Consider the following 17,763-nt stretch of genomic DNA (forward strand, 5'->3'; position numbering starts at 1 on the left):
TCGCTCACCGATCCCGTGGCCGACAGCCCCGCCCCGATGGACGGGGCTTTTTTATGCGCCGGGCACGCTCGATCGCCGCGGTATCCCGCAACGAGCCGGTGTAGATCTTGCGGCCCGCCAACGGGCGGCGACGAAAGCGCCGATAGCTCCACAGATACTGCTCCGGGCAGACCGCGATACATTGCTCGATGCCGCGATTCAACGCCGCCGCGGCGGTCACATCATCGTCGCTGTCGATGCCCTCCGGCGCCGGCAGGCAATGGATGCGAAAGCCCCGCGCACGCGGCAAGCGCTCGGCGAACATGAAGATGACCGGCGCGCCACTGCGGCGCGCCAAGCGGTTGACCAGCAGCATCGTAGAGGCGGGCACCCCGAACAAGGGCGCAAACACCGCGCCCTTGTCCTCGCGCGGCTCTTGATCCGGCAGGATGCCGACGAACTCACCGCGCTCGAGCGCGCCGAGCAAGACGCGAATGCCCCGCGCGGTAATCGGCGCCAGTGTCGCCCCCGCGCGCTTTCTGGCCTCGACGATCAGCTCGTCGAGCACGCGCTGGGGCTTATAGAAGATCGCCGTCGGCCCGCGCGTTGAAAGATAGAGCCCGGCCAGCTCCCAGGCGCCGAGATGCGGCGAGAGGACGATCAATCCCCGGTCAGGCGCGCGCTCGAGCAGCTCGATGCCGCGCACCTCGCGAATCAGCGACAATGCCTTTGCCGGCGGTTGCAGCCACAGCGGCGCGGTCTCGAACAGGGTCCGACCGAGTTGCCGCAGGCTGCGATCGCGCAGCCGCACCAATGCCGAGGCCGGCATCTCGGGCGCATACAGGGTGAGATTGATCAGCGCATTGCGGCGCTGACGATTCGGGATCAGCGCGATCAAGGCGCCGACGGCCGCACCGGCTCGATGCAGGATCGGCATCGGCACCCTGGCCAACAGCCTGACCAGGACCCGCGCCGCGCGCTCGCGCCAGCTCAGGCGAGTCGCGGTTGCGGAGGAGATCCTGGCCGGGCCCGAACGGCCGGTTCGCTGGCGTGCGTTCACGGTCTAATCGGTCAACCCGAACAATAACCTGGCAAGAGGCGCCGGCGCCGGCCGTGCATAACGATCAACCACCCTCGGGAGCATCCTCATGAGCGAGCGCTTACCCACGCCACTGACGCCGGAACAGGCGCATCGACTGATCCAGGACGATCCCCAGGCCCTGCTGGTCGATATCCGCTCGACCATGGAGTTTCTCTTCGTCGGGCACCCAAGCGGCGCCGTCCATGTGCCCTGGATCGATGAACCGGACTGGACCGTCAACCCGCAGTTCCTCACCGAGATCCGCAAGCGCTTGCTCGGCGGCGCCGTCTGCACGGCGGAGGATGCCTGCGCGCCGGTCGTGCTGATCTGCCGCAGCGGCAAACGCTCGCTCGAGGCCGGCAAGGCGCTGCTCGAGGCCGGCCTGCCCCATGTCTTTCACGTCGACGAAGGCTTCGAGGGCGAACTCGACGAGCAGCACCACCGCTCGACCCGTGGCGGCTGGCGGTTTCGCGGCCTGCCCTGGGAACAATGCTAGGAAAGCGCCAGCAGACACGCCGCGCCGCCCTCAGGCATTGGCTTGCCCGCTGGGGCGCACCGGGTCGAGGCGAACCTTGGTGCCCTCGACGCGAGTTGCCTCCAGCGGCCGCGTCGCGCTGCGGCCAGAGGCTGCCTCGGTGCCGCGCTCGACGAGATCGCGCAAGCTGATGTTGTTGAGATAGCGGTAGATGCGATCGCTCAGATCCATCCACAGATCATGGGTCAGGCAGGGACCGTCCGCCTTGCAGTTGCGCTCGCCGCCGCAGCGGGTGGTATCGACATTCTCATCGACGGCGGTGATCACCTCGGCGATGAAGATCGCGCCCGCCTCGCGCGCCAAGTGGTAGCCGCCCCCGGGGCCACGCACACTGAGCACGAGCCCGCGCTTGCGCAGCTTGGCGAACAGCTGCTCCAGGTAGGACAGGGAGATGCCCTGGCGCTGCGCGATATCGGCCAGCGCAATCGGACCTTCGCCTTGATGGATCGCAAGATCCAACACCGCGGTCACCGCATAGCGCCCTTTCGTTGTCAGTCTCACCGTGCCCACTCCTCGCTGATAGCCTGGTCTGACGACATCCTATGATAACCGACCAAATCCATCAATTTTGCTCGGTCTCCGAACTGACGGCGGCCGGGTCGAGCACGCAATCGTCGAGGTCGTCGAGATGCGCGAAGTGGCGGGTGATGCCCTGCTCCTCGAGCGCCCGCGACATGGCCTCCAGGCGTCGATCCAGGATATGGATATGATCGAGCATCCGATTCACCGCGTTGGCGACCGGATCGGGCGCGTCACGGGTGGCGCCATAGGCATCGAAGCCCATGCGCTTGGCGGTATCCGCGCGCCGGCGCGCGGTCGCGTCGCCCGCGTGCTCGATCACCCGCCCCGGCACGCCGACCACGGTGCCACCGGCGGGCACCGACTTCAACACCACCGCATTCGAGCCGATGCGCGCGCCATCGCCGACCTGGATCGGTCCCAAGACCTTGGCCCCGGCCCCCACCACCACATCGCGCCCCAGGGTGGGATGGCGCTTCCCCTTTTGCCAACTGGTTCCGCCGAGCGTGACGCCGTGGTAGAGCGTGCAGTCATCGCCGACCACGGCGGTCTCGCCGATCACCACGCCCATGCCGTGGTCGATGAAGAAACGCCGGCCGAGCCGCGCGCCCGGATGGATCTCGATCCCGGTCAACAGCCGCGCCAGGTTCGACAGCATCCGCGCCAGCCATTTGAAGCCACGGCCCCAGAGCGCGTGCGCCACCCGGTGCATCATCACCGCGTGCAGCCCGGGATAGGCGGTCAGGATCTCGAACGCGTTGCGCGCGGCCGGATCGCGCTCGAACACGCAGTCAATCTCGTCCCGTAGGCGCTTGAACATCAGGCCATCTCCTGAAAAGGATCGGTCGCTTGCCGGCTCTCAGCGGCGAAACCGATCCGGGTGTTTCCGACCCTCGGCGGCGGACAGGAAGCCGCGCAGGATATTCAGCTCGGTGCGATCCGGGCGCGCGCGATTGAAGAGCCGCCGCAACCGTCGACGCAAGGTGCTCGACTGGGCCGGGTCGGCGAATCCGATCCGCGTCATGGTCCGCTCCAGATGCGCATAGAAGCCGGCCATCTCGTCGGCGGTCGCGAGGTCGTCGCGCGGCACGCCCGCCAGGGACGCGTCTGCCGTTGGCGCCGCCGCCGATTCCCCTGCCGGCGCCGCCGCGCTAGCCGGCCCGCGCAGCGCCACGCGCCGCAACTCATAGGCGAAGACCTGCGCGGCGGCGGCGATATTCAGCGAACTGTAATCCGGATTGGCCGGTATCCGCGTCAAGAAATGACAATGAGACAGCTCGTCGTTGGTCAGGCCCGAGCGCTCGCGTCCCAACAGCAGGGCCACCTCGGCCCGCGCGGCATCGTCCAGCAGGCGCTCGGCGCAACCGGCCGGATCGACCTCGGGCCACGCCAGGGAGCGCGCGCGCGCGCTCGAGCCGATCACCAAGCGGCAGCCGGCCAGCGCCTCGTCGAGCGACGCACAAACACGCGCGCGCGCCAGCAGATCATCGGCACCGGCCGCGCGCGCCAGCGCCTCGGCAGCGAGCGCCTGCTGCGGGCGCACCAAGCATAATTGGCTCAGCCCCATGGTCTTCATCGCCCGCGCCACCGCGCCGACGTTGGCGCTGAGGCTGGTTTCGATCAGCACGAAGCGCACGCGCCCGAGCCGGGCCAAATCAGGCGGCTGGTCAGGCGGCTGGTCACACTGCTGGCCAGGCCGCTGGGTGGAAAGGGGATCGCTTGCATCCATCACATCAGTTCTTCAGACTCTTTCGCTCTTGTCAATCTACTCTCCAAGGCGCAGCTAGGGTATCGTTAGCATCATGGATGCCATGTTAAATATTGCTGTACGCGCCGCCCGCCAGGCCGGGCGCATCGCCGTCCGCTCCTACGAGCGCGGCGGCGATCTGCGGGTCAACGAGAAAGGCCGTAACGACTTCGTCAGCGAGGTCGATCGCGCCTGCGAGGCGGCGATCGTCGGCGAGCTGCGCGGCAAGTTCCCCAATCACGCCATCCTCGCCGAGGAGAGCGGCGGCAGCAAGGGCCGTGACGGCAGTGACGAGTTCCAGTGGATCATCGACCCGCTCGATGGCACCACCAATTATCTGCACGGCTTCCCGCAATGGTCGATCTCGATCGGCCTGCGCTACCGGGGGCTGATGGAGCAGGCCGTCGTCTACGATCCATTGCGCGAGGAGTTGTTCACCGCCAGTCGCGGCCGCGGCGCCATGCTCAACGACCGGCGTCTCCGCGTCAGCGACCGGCGCGGCCTCGAGGGCGCGCTGATCGGCACCGGCATCCCGTTCCGCGATCAGTCGCACCTGACCGCCTATCTCAGTATGCTCGCGGCGATGGTCCGCGACACCGCCGGCATCCGGCGGCCCGGCTCGGCGGCACTGGATTTCGCCTATGTCGCCGCCGGGCGCCTCGATGGCTTCTGGGAACTCGGGCTTTCGCCCTGGGACTTCGCCGCCGGCGCGCTCTTGGTCGCCGAGGCCGGCGGCACGGTCACCGATCTCGCTGGCGGCGACCGCTTCTTCGAGACCTGCAACCTGGTCGCCGGCGGTCTCAAGGTCCACCGCGCCATGATCGAGCGTCTCAAGCCCTTTCGTGCTGGCGACCTCGCGGCCTAACAAGGCACGGATCCGGCCTCGAGCGCTCCACCCGTGTCTCGCTCCTCGCGCCACCACCGCGGGCCCTGCACGCCTGATGACGCGCCGGCAGATCCCATCATCGACCCCGCAAGACCCCTGAAGCGTTGGAGCAGTCGAGCATGAAGGTTGCGGTTTTCTCGGATATACAGGCCGTGCTGCCGGCACTCGAAGCGGTCATCGAGCATATCCAGGCCTGGCGGCCGGACATGGTGGTGATGGCCGGCGACCTGGTCAACCGCGGCCCTGACAGTGGCGGCTGTCTGGCCCTGTTCGATCGGATGCGCCGCGAGCAGGGCTGGCTGCCGGTCAACGGCAATCACGAGATCTGGGTGCTCAGCTGTCACGCCGGACCACCCGCCCACGAGGGCGAGCGGGAGATCCGCCGCTTCACCGACTGGGCATGGCGGCAGGTCGCCGATCAAGCCGAGCGACTGCGCGGCTGGCCGGATCACCTCTGCCTGCACCCACCGCAAGCCGATGCTTGGCTGCACGTGACCCATGGCTCCATGGCCGGCAACCGTGACGGTATCACCGACAAGACCACCGACGAATCCCTGATCGGCAAGCTCCCCGAAGGTGTCGCGCTCTTCGTTGCCGGGCATACCCATCGGACCCATCAGCGCCATACCCAGGGCATGGATGTGGTCAATGTCGGCTCGGCCGGCTCACCGTTCGACGGTGACGTGCGCGGCAGCTACGGCCGCTTCACCTGGCGCGGCGGCAGCTGGCATACCGAGTTGGTGCGCTTCGATTACGATCGCGACCGCGCGGCTCGCGATTTCGAGGCCTCCGGCTTCCTCGACGAGGGCGGCCCCCTCGCCCGCCTGGTCTACCTCGAATGGCAGCGCGCCCAGCTGCTGATCGGCGGCTGGCGCGAGCGCTGGCAAGCGGCGGTCTTGCGCGGCGAACTCTCGCTGGAGGCCTCCGTGTCGCGCTATCTGCGCGAATGCGGCTGAACAACCGCGCCTGCGCCATCCCCCGCCATTCCCCGGGCCGTCAGCCCGTTCGCCTCGCGCCCGCGAGCCGCGAAGGCCTGAGGCGACACTCAGTGATTTCCCTGACTGGGGATTTCCCTGATTCGGGATTTCCCTTATACTGCTGTCATCGTTCCGTCAACGGATCAGGATTCAACGATGACAAACCAACACCATCTCCTGCTCATCGGCACCGCCCTTCTGCTTGGCGTCTCCACCTCCGCGCTGGCGGCAGAGCCGGGCCAGGTTCTCAGCGGCATCGCCTCTTACTACCACGACAGCCTCCATGGTCGGAAGACCGCCAGCGGCAAGGTCTACAACAAACATGCGCTCAGCGCCGCCCATAAGACGCTGCCACTCGGGACCCGCGTCCGCGTCACCGACGCCAACAGCGGACGCAGCGTCGATCTCGAGGTCAACGACCGCGGCCCCTTCATCAAGGGTCGCATCATCGACCTCTCGCGCCGTGCCGCGACCGAACTCGGCATGATCAAGAAGGGCGTGGCCAATGTCCGGGTCGAAATCCTCAGCCTGCCAGGTCAACGCGGCGCCTGACCGATCGCCGGCCTCGGTGCCCGCCGCGGCGGGCACCCGCGTTGCGCTTTCCCATCGCGGCGCACCCAGGCCATCGGCCATAGTCTCCTCTTCTCGCGCGATTTGGATAAGGACCCGGTTGGCCCGACATCCAAAGCGTTCCGTTTCAAAGCCTCTCTCAAGGAGACCCTATCCATGCGCAAGATGACACGACTCTCGGTCACGACCCTCCTCCTGGCAACGCCCGTCCTGGGTTTCGCCGAGACCACCGCCGGCGCCAACGAGGAAGCCCGCGCCCTGATCCAGCAGTTCGCGGAGAGCTTGCAGTCGGAGCTGGTCAGCGCCATGAAGGAAGGCGGTCCGATCAAGGCCATCGAGGTCTGTCAGGACAAGGCCCCGGCGATCGCCGACAACCTCTCGCAGACCTCGGCGTGGGAGATCGGCCGCACCAGCCTGAAGACGCGCAACCCCGAGAATGCGCCCGACGCCTGGGAAACGCGTATCCTCAAGCAGTTCGAGTCCCTCAAGACCGCCGGCAACGACGTCGCCGAGATGAGCTATGCCGAAGTCCTCGAGAGCGATGGGCAAAAGGTGTATCGCTACATGAAGCCGATCCCGACCCAAGAGATCTGCCTGACCTGCCATGGCAGCGACATCGATCCGGAGCTGGCGCAGGCCATCGACGAGGCCTATCCCGAGGATCAGGCCCGCGGCTACTCGGCCGGCGACATCCGCGGCGCCTTCACCTTGACCAAGCCGCTGTAAGAGCCGACGCCGTCACCGCATGACGCGGGCCTGACGACGACAACCGCGCCCATCGCCGATGGGCGCGGCTCCCAAGAACCGCGCCGGGTCGCGTAAGATGAGCGGCTGACTCGCACAGCTTCACAGGGAGCCCTCATCCATGGCCGACCATCCCCATATCGTCATCGGCGGCGGCATCAGCGGACTCAGCGCCGCGCATTACGCACTGCAGGCCGGGATCGACACCCGCCTGCTCGAAGCCAGCGACCGTCCGGGCGGTTGCATCCACAGCAGCCGCTTCCAAGCGCTCGACGGCTTCTGGGTCGAGGCCGGCGGCCACACCTGTTTCAACAGTTACGGCAACCTCCTCGCCATCATGGAGCAGCTCGACCTGCTGCGGCTGACCACGGCGAAGGAAAAGCGCAGCTACAAGCTCTGGGTCGACGGCAAGCGGCGCGGCATCCTCTCGGCATTGCATCCGTTCGAGCTGCTGATCTCCCTGCCCGGACTGTTTCGGATCGAGAAGACCGGCAAGACGGTGGCCGAATACTACAGCCAAGTCATGGGCCGCAAGAATTATCGGGAATTGCTCAGCCCGGCGCTGCGCTCCGTGGTCTGCCAGGACGCCGATGACTTCCCCGCCGAGGCGATGTTTCGCAAGAAGCCGCGCCGCAAGGATGTGCTGCGCGCCTTCACCATGCCCGGCGGCCTCGCCGACATCCCGCAGGCGATCGCCGCGCAGCCGGGCTTCAACGCCCAATTCGGCGCCCAGGTCACGCGCATCGTCGCCCAGGGCGAGGGCTTCGCGCTCGAACTCCAGGACGGCACCCATCACTCCTGCGAGCGGCTGACCCTGGCCGTGCCGCCGCCGGTCGCCCACAAGCTGCTCGGCGAGGTGGCGCCAGCGGCGGCGAGCGCGATCGAGGACATCGGCGTCGCCGAGATCGACACCCTGGTGCTGGCCTTCGAGCGTGCCCGTCTCGGCATCGATGAGATCGCCGGCCTGATCAGCGTCGATGGCGCCTTCCTCTCCGCGGTCTCGCGCGATTTCCTGCCGGACGATCGCTATCGCGGCTTCGCCTTCCACTTCCCCGGCGCCACCCTCAGCGAGGCCGAGCGCGAGCAGGCCGCCTGCCAGGCCATCGATGCCCGCGTCGCCGACATCAGCGCCAAGGCCCATGTCCGCAACCAGTTGCCGGCCCTGCGCGCCGATCACATGCAGCGCGTCCAGGCGCTGGACGCGGCCCTCGCGGGCGGACGGATCGCGGTCACCGGCAATTGGTTCCTCGGCGTCTCGATCGAGGACTGCGTGACCCGCACCCGCGCCGAGCATGCCCGACTCTTCGGCGGCGCCCAGGGCAGCGAGGACGGTGCTCGCGGTCACCACTGACCGCAAGCGCCGGGAGAGCCGCCCGCGCCATGCTCATGCGCGCCAACCGCCCCATCGTCTGCTGTCAGTATCCCCGCGCCGAGGCCGTCAACGCTCCCCTCGCGCGGGCCTTCGACGGCCTCGGCGAGGGCGATTTCGCGAGCCGCTCGCATTTCATCGACGGACGTTTCGAGAATCTCTATCTCGATGCCGGGCAACTGCCCGGCGTCGCCGACATCCTCGCCTTCGCCGTGGAGCAGGCACGGAGCTGGCTGAGCAGCGCTCAGGCGACCTGGCTCGAAGAACCGATCGCGGCCCAGCAACCGCTGCGCGCGGGGTTTTGGGTCAATGCCATGCAGCCCGGTCAGGCCACCAGTCGCCATGCCCATGAGGAATGCGACGAATTGGCCTCGGGCGTCTACTACGTCAGCACGCCCGAGGCGGCCGGCGACATCCTCTTCCATGATGGTCCCTTCGAGACCCGGCTGCGGCCCTGGCCGGGTCTGTTGCTGTTGTTCGACCCGGCACTCGAGCACTCGGTCGAGCGCAATCGCGGCACCGCGCGGCGACTCTCGATCGCCTTCAACATTGGTCCCAGTCAGTCCTCATGAGGCCGCATGAGGCCGCATGAGGCCGCATAGGCCCCCTGCGCACACCCAAGGACCCGCGACCTGGGCGCCGAAGCGGGCGCTCCATGAGCCCGATAAGCATTCAACCTAGTGCAACGCTGCTGAAGTCTCGATACATGCTGATGACTCACACCGTTGTCGATATTGGAGCTTGGGCACTTTCGGACGGTATCGAATCTTTGGCAGCATTACGCTAGCGTCGCGCGCGTTCGGAGTCCCGCTCGCCCTCGATCTCGATCAGGCGCTCCATCTCGGCGATCCGAATCCGCCGCCCGTCGAGCGTGCGAAAGCGGCGGCCGTCGATCTCGCCGCGCCGCGCCTCATAGTGCTCGGTCTCGCCGGTATAGATGTTGACCACCTGGAGCTGAACGATCTCGCGCGCTTGCTGCCAGTCCTGGAACAGATAGAACCCGCTACCACCGAGCATCAGTACCACGACCCCATAGGCCGCGAGCTTGACCGCGCCACGCGGCATCAGCGGCCCCGCCGCCGGAGCGCGCGCGTTCGTCAACGCTCGCGGTCGCGGCGGTTGATCGCCCTCGGCACGCCAACGCTTGCGCACCACGAGCCAGGCCACCAGGATCACCGTGGCGGTTAACAGGAGTTTTGTGAACATGACCCGATACGCTACCACGAGCCCCCACCCGGGACCATTGCCGAGCACCACGGGTCATCATCTTGTTTGGCGGCACCCGCCGGGCTTACCATCGGTCGTTCGAGTCTACCGTCGCGCAACCGCCACCGAGTCCCATGCCTTCGCTTCCCATCCCGATCATCGTCCTGGCGAGCCTTGGACTGCTGGTCGCTTGTGACGAGCCGCGCCCACCGAGCGTCAACCTGTATCGCGCTGTTCAGAGTGGCGACCTCGATCAGATCAAACGGCACATGTTCTGGAAGACCGAGATCAACCAGCCCGGCCCCGATGGCGACTATCCGCTGCATGTCGCCGTCAGCCAGGGACGGGTCGTCATCGCGCGCGCGTTGCTCAAGGAGGGCGCGCGGCTCGATGTGCGCGACGCGCGCGGCCGCACCCCCTTGCATGTCGCGCTCGCGAACGGCAAGGTTCAGAGCGCTGAGCTGCTGCTGCGAGAGGGGGCCGATGACGATCTGCAAGCACTGCTGTTCGAGCTTGCCGAGGTCCAGGCGCTCGATCCCGACACCATCAAGCTGCTGACCGCCCGCGGGGTCGATCTCAACGCCACCAATGCTCAAGGCCGACCACCGCTGCATCTGGCGGTCGCCGCCGACGATGTCAAACTGGCCAAGCAGCTGATCAGCGCCGGCGCCGACGTCAATCTCACCGACAGCAACGGCACCAGCGCGCTGGAGATCGCCCTGGAGCAGGATCAGTCCACCATGATCACCCTGCTCAAGCAGTATGGCGCCGAACGCTCACGCTGACCGAGAGCAGAAACCGGATACCGAAGACAACCCACAAACAACAAGGAGCCCCGGCATGACTGACAAGGTCGACGATCTGACCATCACCTATACCGAAGGCGACATCGAAACCACCAAGGAACTCGACAAGGTCATCCTGTCTAAGGGCAGCTGGGCCACGGTGCTCTATCGCTACCAGGACTGGGATCGAGCCAAGGAGGCCTACGGCCCCGAGCGCTACACCATCCGCCGCTACCAAAAACGTGGCGGCGAGTATCGGCAACAATCGAAGTTCAACATCTCCAGCCGGGCCCAGGCCCAGGCGCTGGTCGACGCGCTCCAGGGCTGGCTCGCCGATAACCCGAGCGAATAACGCGGAGAGGCTCTCGCAATGACCGATCTCACTCATAAGGTCGCCCTGATCACCGGCGCCAGTCGCGGCCTCGGCGCCGGACTCGCGACCCGCTTCCTCGAGCGCGGCCTGCGGGTCGCGGCCTGTGCCCGCACGCAGCCTGCGCTCGCCGGCACCGCGGATCGGATCCTGACCATGGCCGCCGATGTCACCGACAGCGAGGCCATCTCACGCCTTTGCGAGGCCGCAGTCGCGCGTTTCGGGCGCATCGATCTGTGGATCAACAATGCCGGGCTACTGGCACCCATCGGCCCGCTGCGCGACAACGACCCGGCCGCGTTCGCGCGTCACATCGAGGTCAATGTGGTCGGCGTCTTCAATGGCAGTCAGGCCTTCATTCGCCATCTGCGCGCGCGCGGTGGCGAGGGCGTGCTGCTGAATATCAGCTCGGGCGCGGCCCGCAACGCCTATGCCGGCTGGTCCGCCTACTGCGCCGGCAAGGCGGCGGTGGATCGCATGAGCGAGTCGATCGCGCTGGAAGAGACCGACAGCGGGCTGCGCGTGCATGCCGTCGCGCCCGGCATCATCGACACCGACATGCAGGCGATGATCCGCGACTGCTCGCCGGAACAGTTCCCGCGCGTGCAGAAATTCCTCGATCTCAAGGCCAATGACGGCTTCAGCTCGCCGGCCTTCGTGGCCGATCGCCTGCTCGATCTGGCCTTCGGTCCTGATGGAGCCGAACAGCCGGTGGCGATGAGTTTGCCGCTGGAAAAGGGCTGAGGAGCCTATCGCCCAGCCGCATCTCGGCCGGGCGCGGTGGCTAGCGGTGATTATTGCGCCCGATGCTTCAACGCCGCTTGCGCCGCCGCAAGCCGCGCGACCGGCACCCGTGGACCGGAGCAGCTCACATAGTCAAGCCCGGCCTCGTCACAGAACGAGATCGACGCCGGATGACCGCCATGCTCGCCGCAGATGCCAACGTGCAGATCCTGGCGCGCTCCACGCCCCCACTCAACCGCTAACTGCATCAGCTTGCCGACGCCCTTCTCGTCGAGCACCTCGAACGGGTTGTCCTGCAACACATTCGACTGGTTGTAGAGCGGCAGGAACTTGTTCTCGGCATCCTCGCGCGAGAACGAGAACACGGCTTGCGTCAAGTCATTGGTGCCGAACGAGAAGAACTCGGCTTCCGCGGCCAGCGACTCGGCCCGCATGCAGGCCCGCACGACCTCGATCATGGTGCCGAATTTGTACTTGACCGGCTGACCGTGCTTGGCCTCGACTTCGGCATGGGCCTCGTCGACATAGGCCTTGACGCGCCTGAGTTCCTGCACCGTACAGACCTGCGGCACCTTGATCTGCGGCTGAATCTCGATGCCGGCCTGGGCGCACTCGGCCGCCGCTTCCAGAATCGCGCGCACCTGCATCTTGTAGATCTCGGGAAACGAGATGCCAAGGCGCACGCCGCGATGCCCGAGCATGGGGTTGGTCTCGTGCAGAATGCGCACCTTCTTCAGCATCGCTTCCTTCTTCGCGATCGCCTCCTCGACCATCATCGGGTCCATCACCCGGCGCACGGCGTCGAAGTCGTCGCGCGCCTTCTCCGGCGTGTGCAGCAGCCCCATCGAGCCGGCCAGCGCGGTCATGCCGCGCGTGGCGCCGGCGAGCGCACGCAGATCCTCGAGGTCTTGCAGGAGCTGATGTTCATCCGGCAGGAATTCATGGATCGGCGGATCGAGCAGGCGGATGGTGACCGGATTCGGCGCCATCACCTCGAACAGCTCGCGGAAGTCTTGCCGTTGCAGCGGCAGTAGCGCCTCCAGGGCGGCGTCGCGCTGCTCGGTGGTCTCGGCGACGATCATCTCGATCACCAGCGGCAGGCGCTCGGTGGCGTTGAACATGCGCTCGGTGCGCGCCAGCCCGATGCCGACCGCGCCGTACTTGCGCGCGTTGCGGGCATCCTCGGGGGTGTCGGCGTTGGCCATCACCTTCAGCCGCGCGACCTCGTCGGCCCATTGCAGCAGGGTCGAGAGTTCGGGCGTGAACTCCGGCTCCACGGTCGGGATCTCACCCAGATAGACGCGCCCCGACGAGCCATCGATGGTGATGGTGTCGCCCTCCTTGAAGCTGGTGGCGCCAACGGTCGCCTCGCGCCGCGAGACATCGACACTGATGCCCTCGGCACCGGCGACACAGGGCTTGCCCATGCCGCGCGCGACCACCGCCGCGTGCGAGGTCTTACCGCCGCGCGCGGTCAGGATGCCTTTGGAGGCAAAGAAACCATGGATATCCTCGGGCTTGGTCTCCTCGCGCACCAGGATCACCTTCTGCCCCAGATCATGGCCGAGCTGATGGGCGCGGTCGGCATCGAACACCGCGACGCCGGCGGCCGCGCCCGGCGAGGCCGGCAGCCCCTGGGCGACCGGCTCGACCCGGGAACTTGGGTCCAGGCGCGGAAACAGCATCTGCTCGAGGCTGATCGGATCGATGCGCTGCAAGGCCTGCTCCTTGCTGATCAGGCCCTCCTGCTCCATCTCTACCGAGGTGCGCACCATCGCGTGCGCGTTCATCTTGCCATTGCGGGTCTGTAGGCAATAGAGCACGCCGCGCTCGATGGTGAACTCGAAGTCCTGCACCTCACGATAGTGACTCTCGAGCTTAGCGCGCAGCTCGGCCAACTCCTCGGCGATCTCCGGCATCTCGACCTTGAGGCGATCGAGCGGCTTCGGTGTGCGGATGCCGGCGACGACATCCTCGCCTTGGGCGTTGATCAGATATTCGCCGTAGAGCGCGTTCTCGCCGGTGCCGGGATTGCGGGTGAAGCCGACCCCGGTGGCCGAGTCGTTGCCACGGTTGCCGAACACCATGGTGCAGATGTTCACCGCGGTACCGTTGGCCATCTCCGGGGTGATGTGGAACTGCTTGCGATAGTCGACCGCGCGCCGCCCCATCCAGCTGTCGAAGACCGCCTTGATCGCGATCTCGAGCTGGACCATCGGGTCCGCCGGGAACGGCTTGCCGGTATGCTCCTCGACCACCTTGAGGAAACGCTCGCTCATCTCCTTGAGATCGATGGCCGTCAGATCGACATCCTGCTTGGCATGGGCGGCCTCTTTGATGGCGTTGAATTCCTTGTCGAAGGCCTCGTCGGGAACGCCCAGGGCGACCTTGCCGAAGAGTTGGATGAAGCGCCGATAGGAGTCGTAGCCGAAGCGATCGTCGCCGGTGGCCTTGATCTCGCCCATCAAGGTCTTCTGGTTGAGACCGAGGTTGAGGATGGTATCCATCATGCCCGGCATCGACATCGCCGAGCCCGAGCGCACCGAGACCAGCAGCGGGTTGTCGGGATCGCCGAAGCCCTTGCCGGTCTTGCGCTCCAGGGCCTCCATCTGCTCGCGCACCTGATCCATCACGCCGGCCGGCAACTGGTGCTCGGGCTGCTCCAGATAGGCCAAGCAGGCCTCGGTGGTGATCACGAAGCCGGGCGGCACGTTGAGGCCGATCTGCGTCATCTCGCAGAGGTTGGCGCCCTTGCCGCCTAGCAGCTTCTTGTTCTTGCCATCGCCTTCCTCGAAGGCGAAGACCCATTTGTTCGCTTCAGTCATGTTCTCGGTCCTCGGTTGGGATGATCAATGCTGTGTATTTGAACGAGCACAGCGGCGGTTGGGAAGTGTCCGAAATCAACTGGTCATGGAAAGGGGGCAGCGTCTGCGCTCGCCAGGCCCCGGCAACACCGAGCATGGGGCCTGCCAGCGGCACCAACCAACGCCCTCAAGCCGTTTATACTGCGGGCCCTAACGCCCGCCCTGCTCGCCACCGCGATCGCGAGCGGACACGCACAGACCTCGACACCGTATCAGCGCCCATCGAAACGCGCAGGATTTCCGCCATGTTGGACAAGACCTACGACCCCAAGACCATCGAGACCGCCTGGTATCGGCGCTGGGAGCAAGCCGGCTGGTTCGCGCCAGACCTGAAACCAGCAGCCGGTCCCGATCGCCAGGGCGGTCAAGGCCCGGATGACCCCGCGGCGGCGCCGTTCTGCATCATGATTCCGCCGCCGAACGTCACCGGCAGCTTGCACATGGGGCACGGCTTCAACAACGCCATCATGGACGCATTGGTACGTTATCACCGTATGCGCGGCGAACCCACTCTTTGGCAGCCGGGCACCGATCATGCCGGCATCGCGACCCAGATGGTGGTCGAACGGCAGCTGGAGGCCGAGGGCCAGACCCGCCACGACCTCGGCCGCGAGGCCTTCGTCGAACGCATCTGGCAGTGGAAGGCCGAATCGGGCGGCACCATCACCCAGCAGCTGCGCCGACTCGGCTCCTCGCTCGACTGGCGGCACGAACGCTTCACCATGGACGCGGGTCTCTCCAACGCGGTGCGCGAAGTCTTCGTGCGGCTGTTCGAGGAGGGGCTGATCTATCGCGGCAAGCGGCTGGTGAACTGGGACCCGGTGCTGCACACCGCGATCTCGGATCTGGAGGTGGTCGCCGAGGAAGAGGCCGGCCATATGTGGGATCTCAAGTACCCGCTGAGCAATGGCACCGGCGCCATGATCGTCTCCACCACCCGCCCGGAAACGCTGCTCGGCGACTGCGCGGTGGCGGTGAATCCCGACGATGAGCGCTACCGGCACCTGATCGGCGAAACCGTGGAGCTGCCGCTCACCGGCCGGCGCATCCCGATCATCGCCGACGAGCACGCCGATCCCGAACTCGGTACCGGCTGCGTGAAGATCACCCCGGCGCACGATTTCAACGACCATGCCGTCTGGCAGCGCCACCGCGACGAGACGCCGATCGCCGATCAGCCGCACGGCGGCCTGATCAACATCTTCACCGCCGATGCCGCGATCCGCGCCAACACCGCCGAGGAAGGCGCCTTGATCCCGAGCGCCTACAGCGGCCTCGACCGCTTCCAGGCGCGCACGCGTATCCTCGCCGACCTCAAGGCCCAGGGACTGCTGGCGCAGGTGCGCGAGCATCGGCTGATGGTCCCGCGCGGGGACCGCTCCGGCGCCATCGTCGAGCCTTATTTGACCGATCAGTGGTATGTGCGCATCGCGCCGCTGGCCAAGCCGGCGATCGCCGCCGTCGAGGACGGGCGCATCCGCTTCGTCCCCGATAACTGGAAGAACACCTACTACGAGTGGATGCACAATATCCAGGACTGGTGCATCAGCCGCCAGCTCTGGTGGGGCCATCGCATTCCGGCCTGGTACGACGATGAGGGTAACATCTATGTCGGCCGGAGCGAGGCCGAGGTGCGCAATCGGCACGGACTCGGCGACGACTATCCGCTGCGCCAGGACGAGGACGTGCTCGACACCTGGTTCAGCTCCGCGCTCTGGCCCTTCAGTACGCTGGGTTGGCCCGAACAGAGCGAGCGGCTTGCGACCTTCTACCCGACCTCGGTATTGATCACCGGCTTCGACATCATCTTTTTCTGGGTCGCCCGGATGATCATGATGGGGCTCAAGTTCATGGGCGACGTGCCCTTCCGCGATGTTTACATCCACGGCCTGGTGCGCGATGCCCAGGGCAACAAGATGTCGAAATCCAAGGGCAACGTGCTCGACCCCATCGATCTGATCGACGGCATCGAGCTGGAACCCCTGGTCGAGAAGCGCACCAAGGGCATGATGCAGCCGCAGCTGGCCGAGAAGATCGCCGAGCAGACGCGCAAGGAGTTCCCCGACGGCATCCCCGCCTTCGGCACCGATGCGCTGCGCTTCACCTTCGCCGCGCTCGCCACCACCGGCCGCGATATCAAACTCGACCTGGGTCGCGTCGAGGGCTATCGCAACTTCTGCAACAAGCTCTGGAATGCCTCGCGCTATGTGTTGATGAACACCGAGGGACAGGATTGTGGGGCCGGGCTCAGCGCTGGCGCGAGCCCACTCACCAGTCCAAGCCCGGAAACCGACTCAGTCAGCCAGGGCCAGGCGGCTCAGAGCACAGATCGAGAGCTGGCCCACGCTGGGTCCGGCGCGGTTTCGACATCCAATCCCGCGTCCGATCGAGACAGCAAACCGGGGCCACTGGAGTTCAGCGCCGCCGATCGATGGATTCGGAGTCGCTTGAACGCGACCGTCGCGACCGTGCGCGAGGCCCTCGACGCCTACCGCTTCGACCTCGCCGCCCAGGCCATCTACGAGTTCACCTGGAGCGAATTCTGCGACTGGTACCTGGAACTCTCGAAGCCGGTGCTGACCCGTGCGAGCGCCAGTGACGCCGCCAAGCGCGGCACCCGCTGGACCCTGGTGCAGACGCTGGAAACGCTGCTGCGCCTCGCCCACCCGTTCATGCCCTTCATCAGCGAGGAGATCTGGCAGAAGGTCCGGCCACTGGCTGGCGTCGATCGGCCAGCAACCCGCGAGCCTTGCGCCGCAACCATCATGCTCGCCCCCTATCCGACTCCGGAGACTGACCTCGAGGATGCCGAGGCCGAGGCCGAGATCCATTGGGTGCAGCAGTTCATCCTGGGGGTGCGCCGCATCAAGGGCGAGATGAACATCGCGCCCTCCAAGCCCCTGCCGGTGCTCATTGCCAATGCTCAGGAGCGCGATCGGCGCTGGCTCGAACAGGCCCGACCCTACCTCGATTTCCTCGCCCGCACCGAATCGATCGCCCTCCTCGACGACGAGGCCGCAGCCCCCGAATCCGCCATCGCCTTGGTCGGCGCGATGAAGATCCTGATCCCCATGGCCGGCCTCATCGACAAAGACGCCGAACTCAAGCGCCTCGACAAGGAGATCGCCAAGCTCGGCGCCGACATCGAACGCATCGAACACAAACTCGCCAACCCGAGTTTTGTCGACAAGGCGCCGACTCAGGTGGTGCAAAAGGAGCGAGAGCGGCTGGCCGAACAAGGCGCCGCCCTCGCGAACCTCAGCACGCAACGGACGCGAATCGCTGCGCTCTAATTCAGTGCCCGTTCGGAACCCATTCAGCGCTCAACGACTGCCCTCAGTGTCAGGATAAGTGTCGCCTGCCCCTGTTACGATTCTTAAGAATCTT

Annotated in this window: 17 protein-coding genes; 11 read left to right on the top strand and 6 right to left on the bottom strand. The window is 66.3% G+C overall.

Features of this window, described 5'->3' with window-relative positions:
- Window positions 1-4: 4 nt before the first annotated feature.
- Complete coding sequence (locus tag ACLFQI_RS00280; protein ID WP_410756790.1) at window positions 5-1,039, bottom strand: lysophospholipid acyltransferase family protein; 1,035 nt, start codon at window positions 1,037-1,039, stop codon at window positions 5-7.
- A gap of 88 nt (window positions 1,040-1,127) precedes the next feature.
- Between ACLFQI_RS00280 and ACLFQI_RS00285 the strand changes: the two genes are divergently transcribed.
- A complete protein-coding gene (locus ACLFQI_RS00285; protein ID WP_410756791.1) occupies window positions 1,128-1,556 on the top strand; it encodes a rhodanese-like domain-containing protein in 429 nt (142 codons plus the stop codon).
- Window positions 1,557-1,586: 30 nt separating this feature from the next.
- Here ACLFQI_RS00285 and ACLFQI_RS00290 read toward each other — a convergent pair whose 3' ends face one another.
- The 3 genes from ACLFQI_RS00290 to ACLFQI_RS00300 all read right to left on the bottom strand — a co-directional run bounded on the left by ACLFQI_RS00290 (window position 1,587) and on the right by ACLFQI_RS00300 (window position 3,843).
- Window positions 1,587-2,096 (bottom strand): Fe-S cluster assembly transcription factor, encoded by a 510-nt coding sequence (locus tag ACLFQI_RS00290; protein WP_410756792.1) that lies wholly within the window; start codon window positions 2,094-2,096, stop codon window positions 1,587-1,589.
- A 61-nt stretch (window positions 2,097-2,157) separates the two neighbouring features.
- Entirely contained in the window at window positions 2,158-2,934 is a 777-nt protein-coding gene (gene cysE, locus ACLFQI_RS00295; RefSeq protein WP_410756793.1) for a serine O-acetyltransferase, read from the bottom strand.
- A gap of 39 nt (window positions 2,935-2,973) precedes the next feature.
- On the bottom strand, window positions 2,974-3,843 hold the full coding sequence (locus tag ACLFQI_RS00300) for an RNA methyltransferase (protein WP_410756794.1): 870 nt from the start codon (window positions 3,841-3,843) through the stop codon (window positions 2,974-2,976).
- Window positions 3,844-3,916: 73 nt separating this feature from the next.
- Between ACLFQI_RS00300 and ACLFQI_RS00305 the strand changes: the two genes are divergently transcribed.
- The 6 genes from ACLFQI_RS00305 (at window position 3,917) to ACLFQI_RS00330 (ending at window position 8,979) form a co-directional block, all read left to right on the top strand.
- Window positions 3,917-4,726, top strand: coding sequence for an inositol monophosphatase family protein (locus ACLFQI_RS00305; RefSeq protein WP_410756795.1), 810 nt, complete (start codon window positions 3,917-3,919; stop codon window positions 4,724-4,726).
- A 140-nt stretch (window positions 4,727-4,866) separates the two neighbouring features.
- Complete coding sequence (locus ACLFQI_RS00310) at window positions 4,867-5,703, top strand: metallophosphoesterase family protein (RefSeq protein WP_410756796.1); 837 nt, start codon at window positions 4,867-4,869, stop codon at window positions 5,701-5,703.
- A 177-nt stretch (window positions 5,704-5,880) separates the two neighbouring features.
- On the top strand, window positions 5,881-6,276 hold the full coding sequence (locus tag ACLFQI_RS00315; RefSeq protein WP_410756797.1) for a septal ring lytic transglycosylase RlpA family protein: 396 nt from the start codon (window positions 5,881-5,883) through the stop codon (window positions 6,274-6,276).
- A 174-nt stretch (window positions 6,277-6,450) separates the two neighbouring features.
- On the top strand, window positions 6,451-7,020 hold the full coding sequence (locus ACLFQI_RS00320) for a DUF3365 domain-containing protein (RefSeq protein WP_410756798.1): 570 nt from the start codon (window positions 6,451-6,453) through the stop codon (window positions 7,018-7,020).
- Between the two features lie 139 nt (window positions 7,021-7,159).
- Window positions 7,160-8,389, top strand: coding sequence for a protoporphyrinogen/coproporphyrinogen oxidase (locus ACLFQI_RS00325; protein ID WP_410756799.1), 1,230 nt, complete (start codon window positions 7,160-7,162; stop codon window positions 8,387-8,389).
- Window positions 8,390-8,418: 29 nt separating this feature from the next.
- Complete coding sequence (locus ACLFQI_RS00330) at window positions 8,419-8,979, top strand: putative 2OG-Fe(II) oxygenase (protein ID WP_410756800.1); 561 nt, start codon at window positions 8,419-8,421, stop codon at window positions 8,977-8,979.
- A 211-nt stretch (window positions 8,980-9,190) separates the two neighbouring features.
- On the opposite strand, the gene ACLFQI_RS00335 is transcribed toward ACLFQI_RS00330, so the two are convergent.
- On the bottom strand, window positions 9,191-9,613 hold the full coding sequence (locus ACLFQI_RS00335) for a hypothetical protein (RefSeq protein WP_410756801.1): 423 nt from the start codon (window positions 9,611-9,613) through the stop codon (window positions 9,191-9,193).
- A 134-nt stretch (window positions 9,614-9,747) separates the two neighbouring features.
- Between ACLFQI_RS00335 and ACLFQI_RS00340 the strand changes: the two genes are divergently transcribed.
- Genes ACLFQI_RS00340 through ACLFQI_RS00350 form a run of 3 tightly spaced genes read left to right on the top strand, consistent with a single transcriptional unit; the run spans window position 9,748 to window position 11,512 of the window.
- Entirely contained in the window at window positions 9,748-10,398 is a 651-nt protein-coding gene (locus ACLFQI_RS00340; RefSeq protein ID WP_410756802.1) for an ankyrin repeat domain-containing protein, read from the top strand.
- Window positions 10,399-10,453: 55 nt separating this feature from the next.
- The gene (locus tag ACLFQI_RS00345) at window positions 10,454-10,750 is read left to right on the top strand and encodes a hypothetical protein (protein WP_410756803.1); all 297 of its coding nucleotides are present in this window, start codon (window positions 10,454-10,456) and stop codon (window positions 10,748-10,750) included.
- An 18-nt stretch (window positions 10,751-10,768) separates the two neighbouring features.
- A complete protein-coding gene (locus ACLFQI_RS00350; RefSeq protein ID WP_410756804.1) occupies window positions 10,769-11,512 on the top strand; it encodes an SDR family oxidoreductase in 744 nt (247 codons plus the stop codon).
- A gap of 50 nt (window positions 11,513-11,562) precedes the next feature.
- On the opposite strand, the gene ppdK is transcribed toward ACLFQI_RS00350, so the two are convergent.
- Entirely contained in the window at window positions 11,563-14,337 is a 2,775-nt protein-coding gene (gene ppdK / locus ACLFQI_RS00355) for a pyruvate, phosphate dikinase (protein ID WP_410756805.1), read from the bottom strand.
- 284 nt (window positions 14,338-14,621) lie between these two features.
- Between ppdK and ACLFQI_RS00360 the strand changes: the two genes are divergently transcribed.
- Window positions 14,622-17,669, top strand: coding sequence for a valine--tRNA ligase (locus ACLFQI_RS00360; RefSeq protein ID WP_410756806.1), 3,048 nt, complete (start codon window positions 14,622-14,624; stop codon window positions 17,667-17,669).
- Window positions 17,670-17,763 lie beyond the last annotated feature (94 nt).

Origin of the sequence: Halochromatium sp. (assembly GCF_046541315.1) — a bacterium.
In the GTDB taxonomy this organism is placed as follows: Bacteria; Pseudomonadota; Gammaproteobacteria; order Chromatiales; family Chromatiaceae; genus Lamprobacter.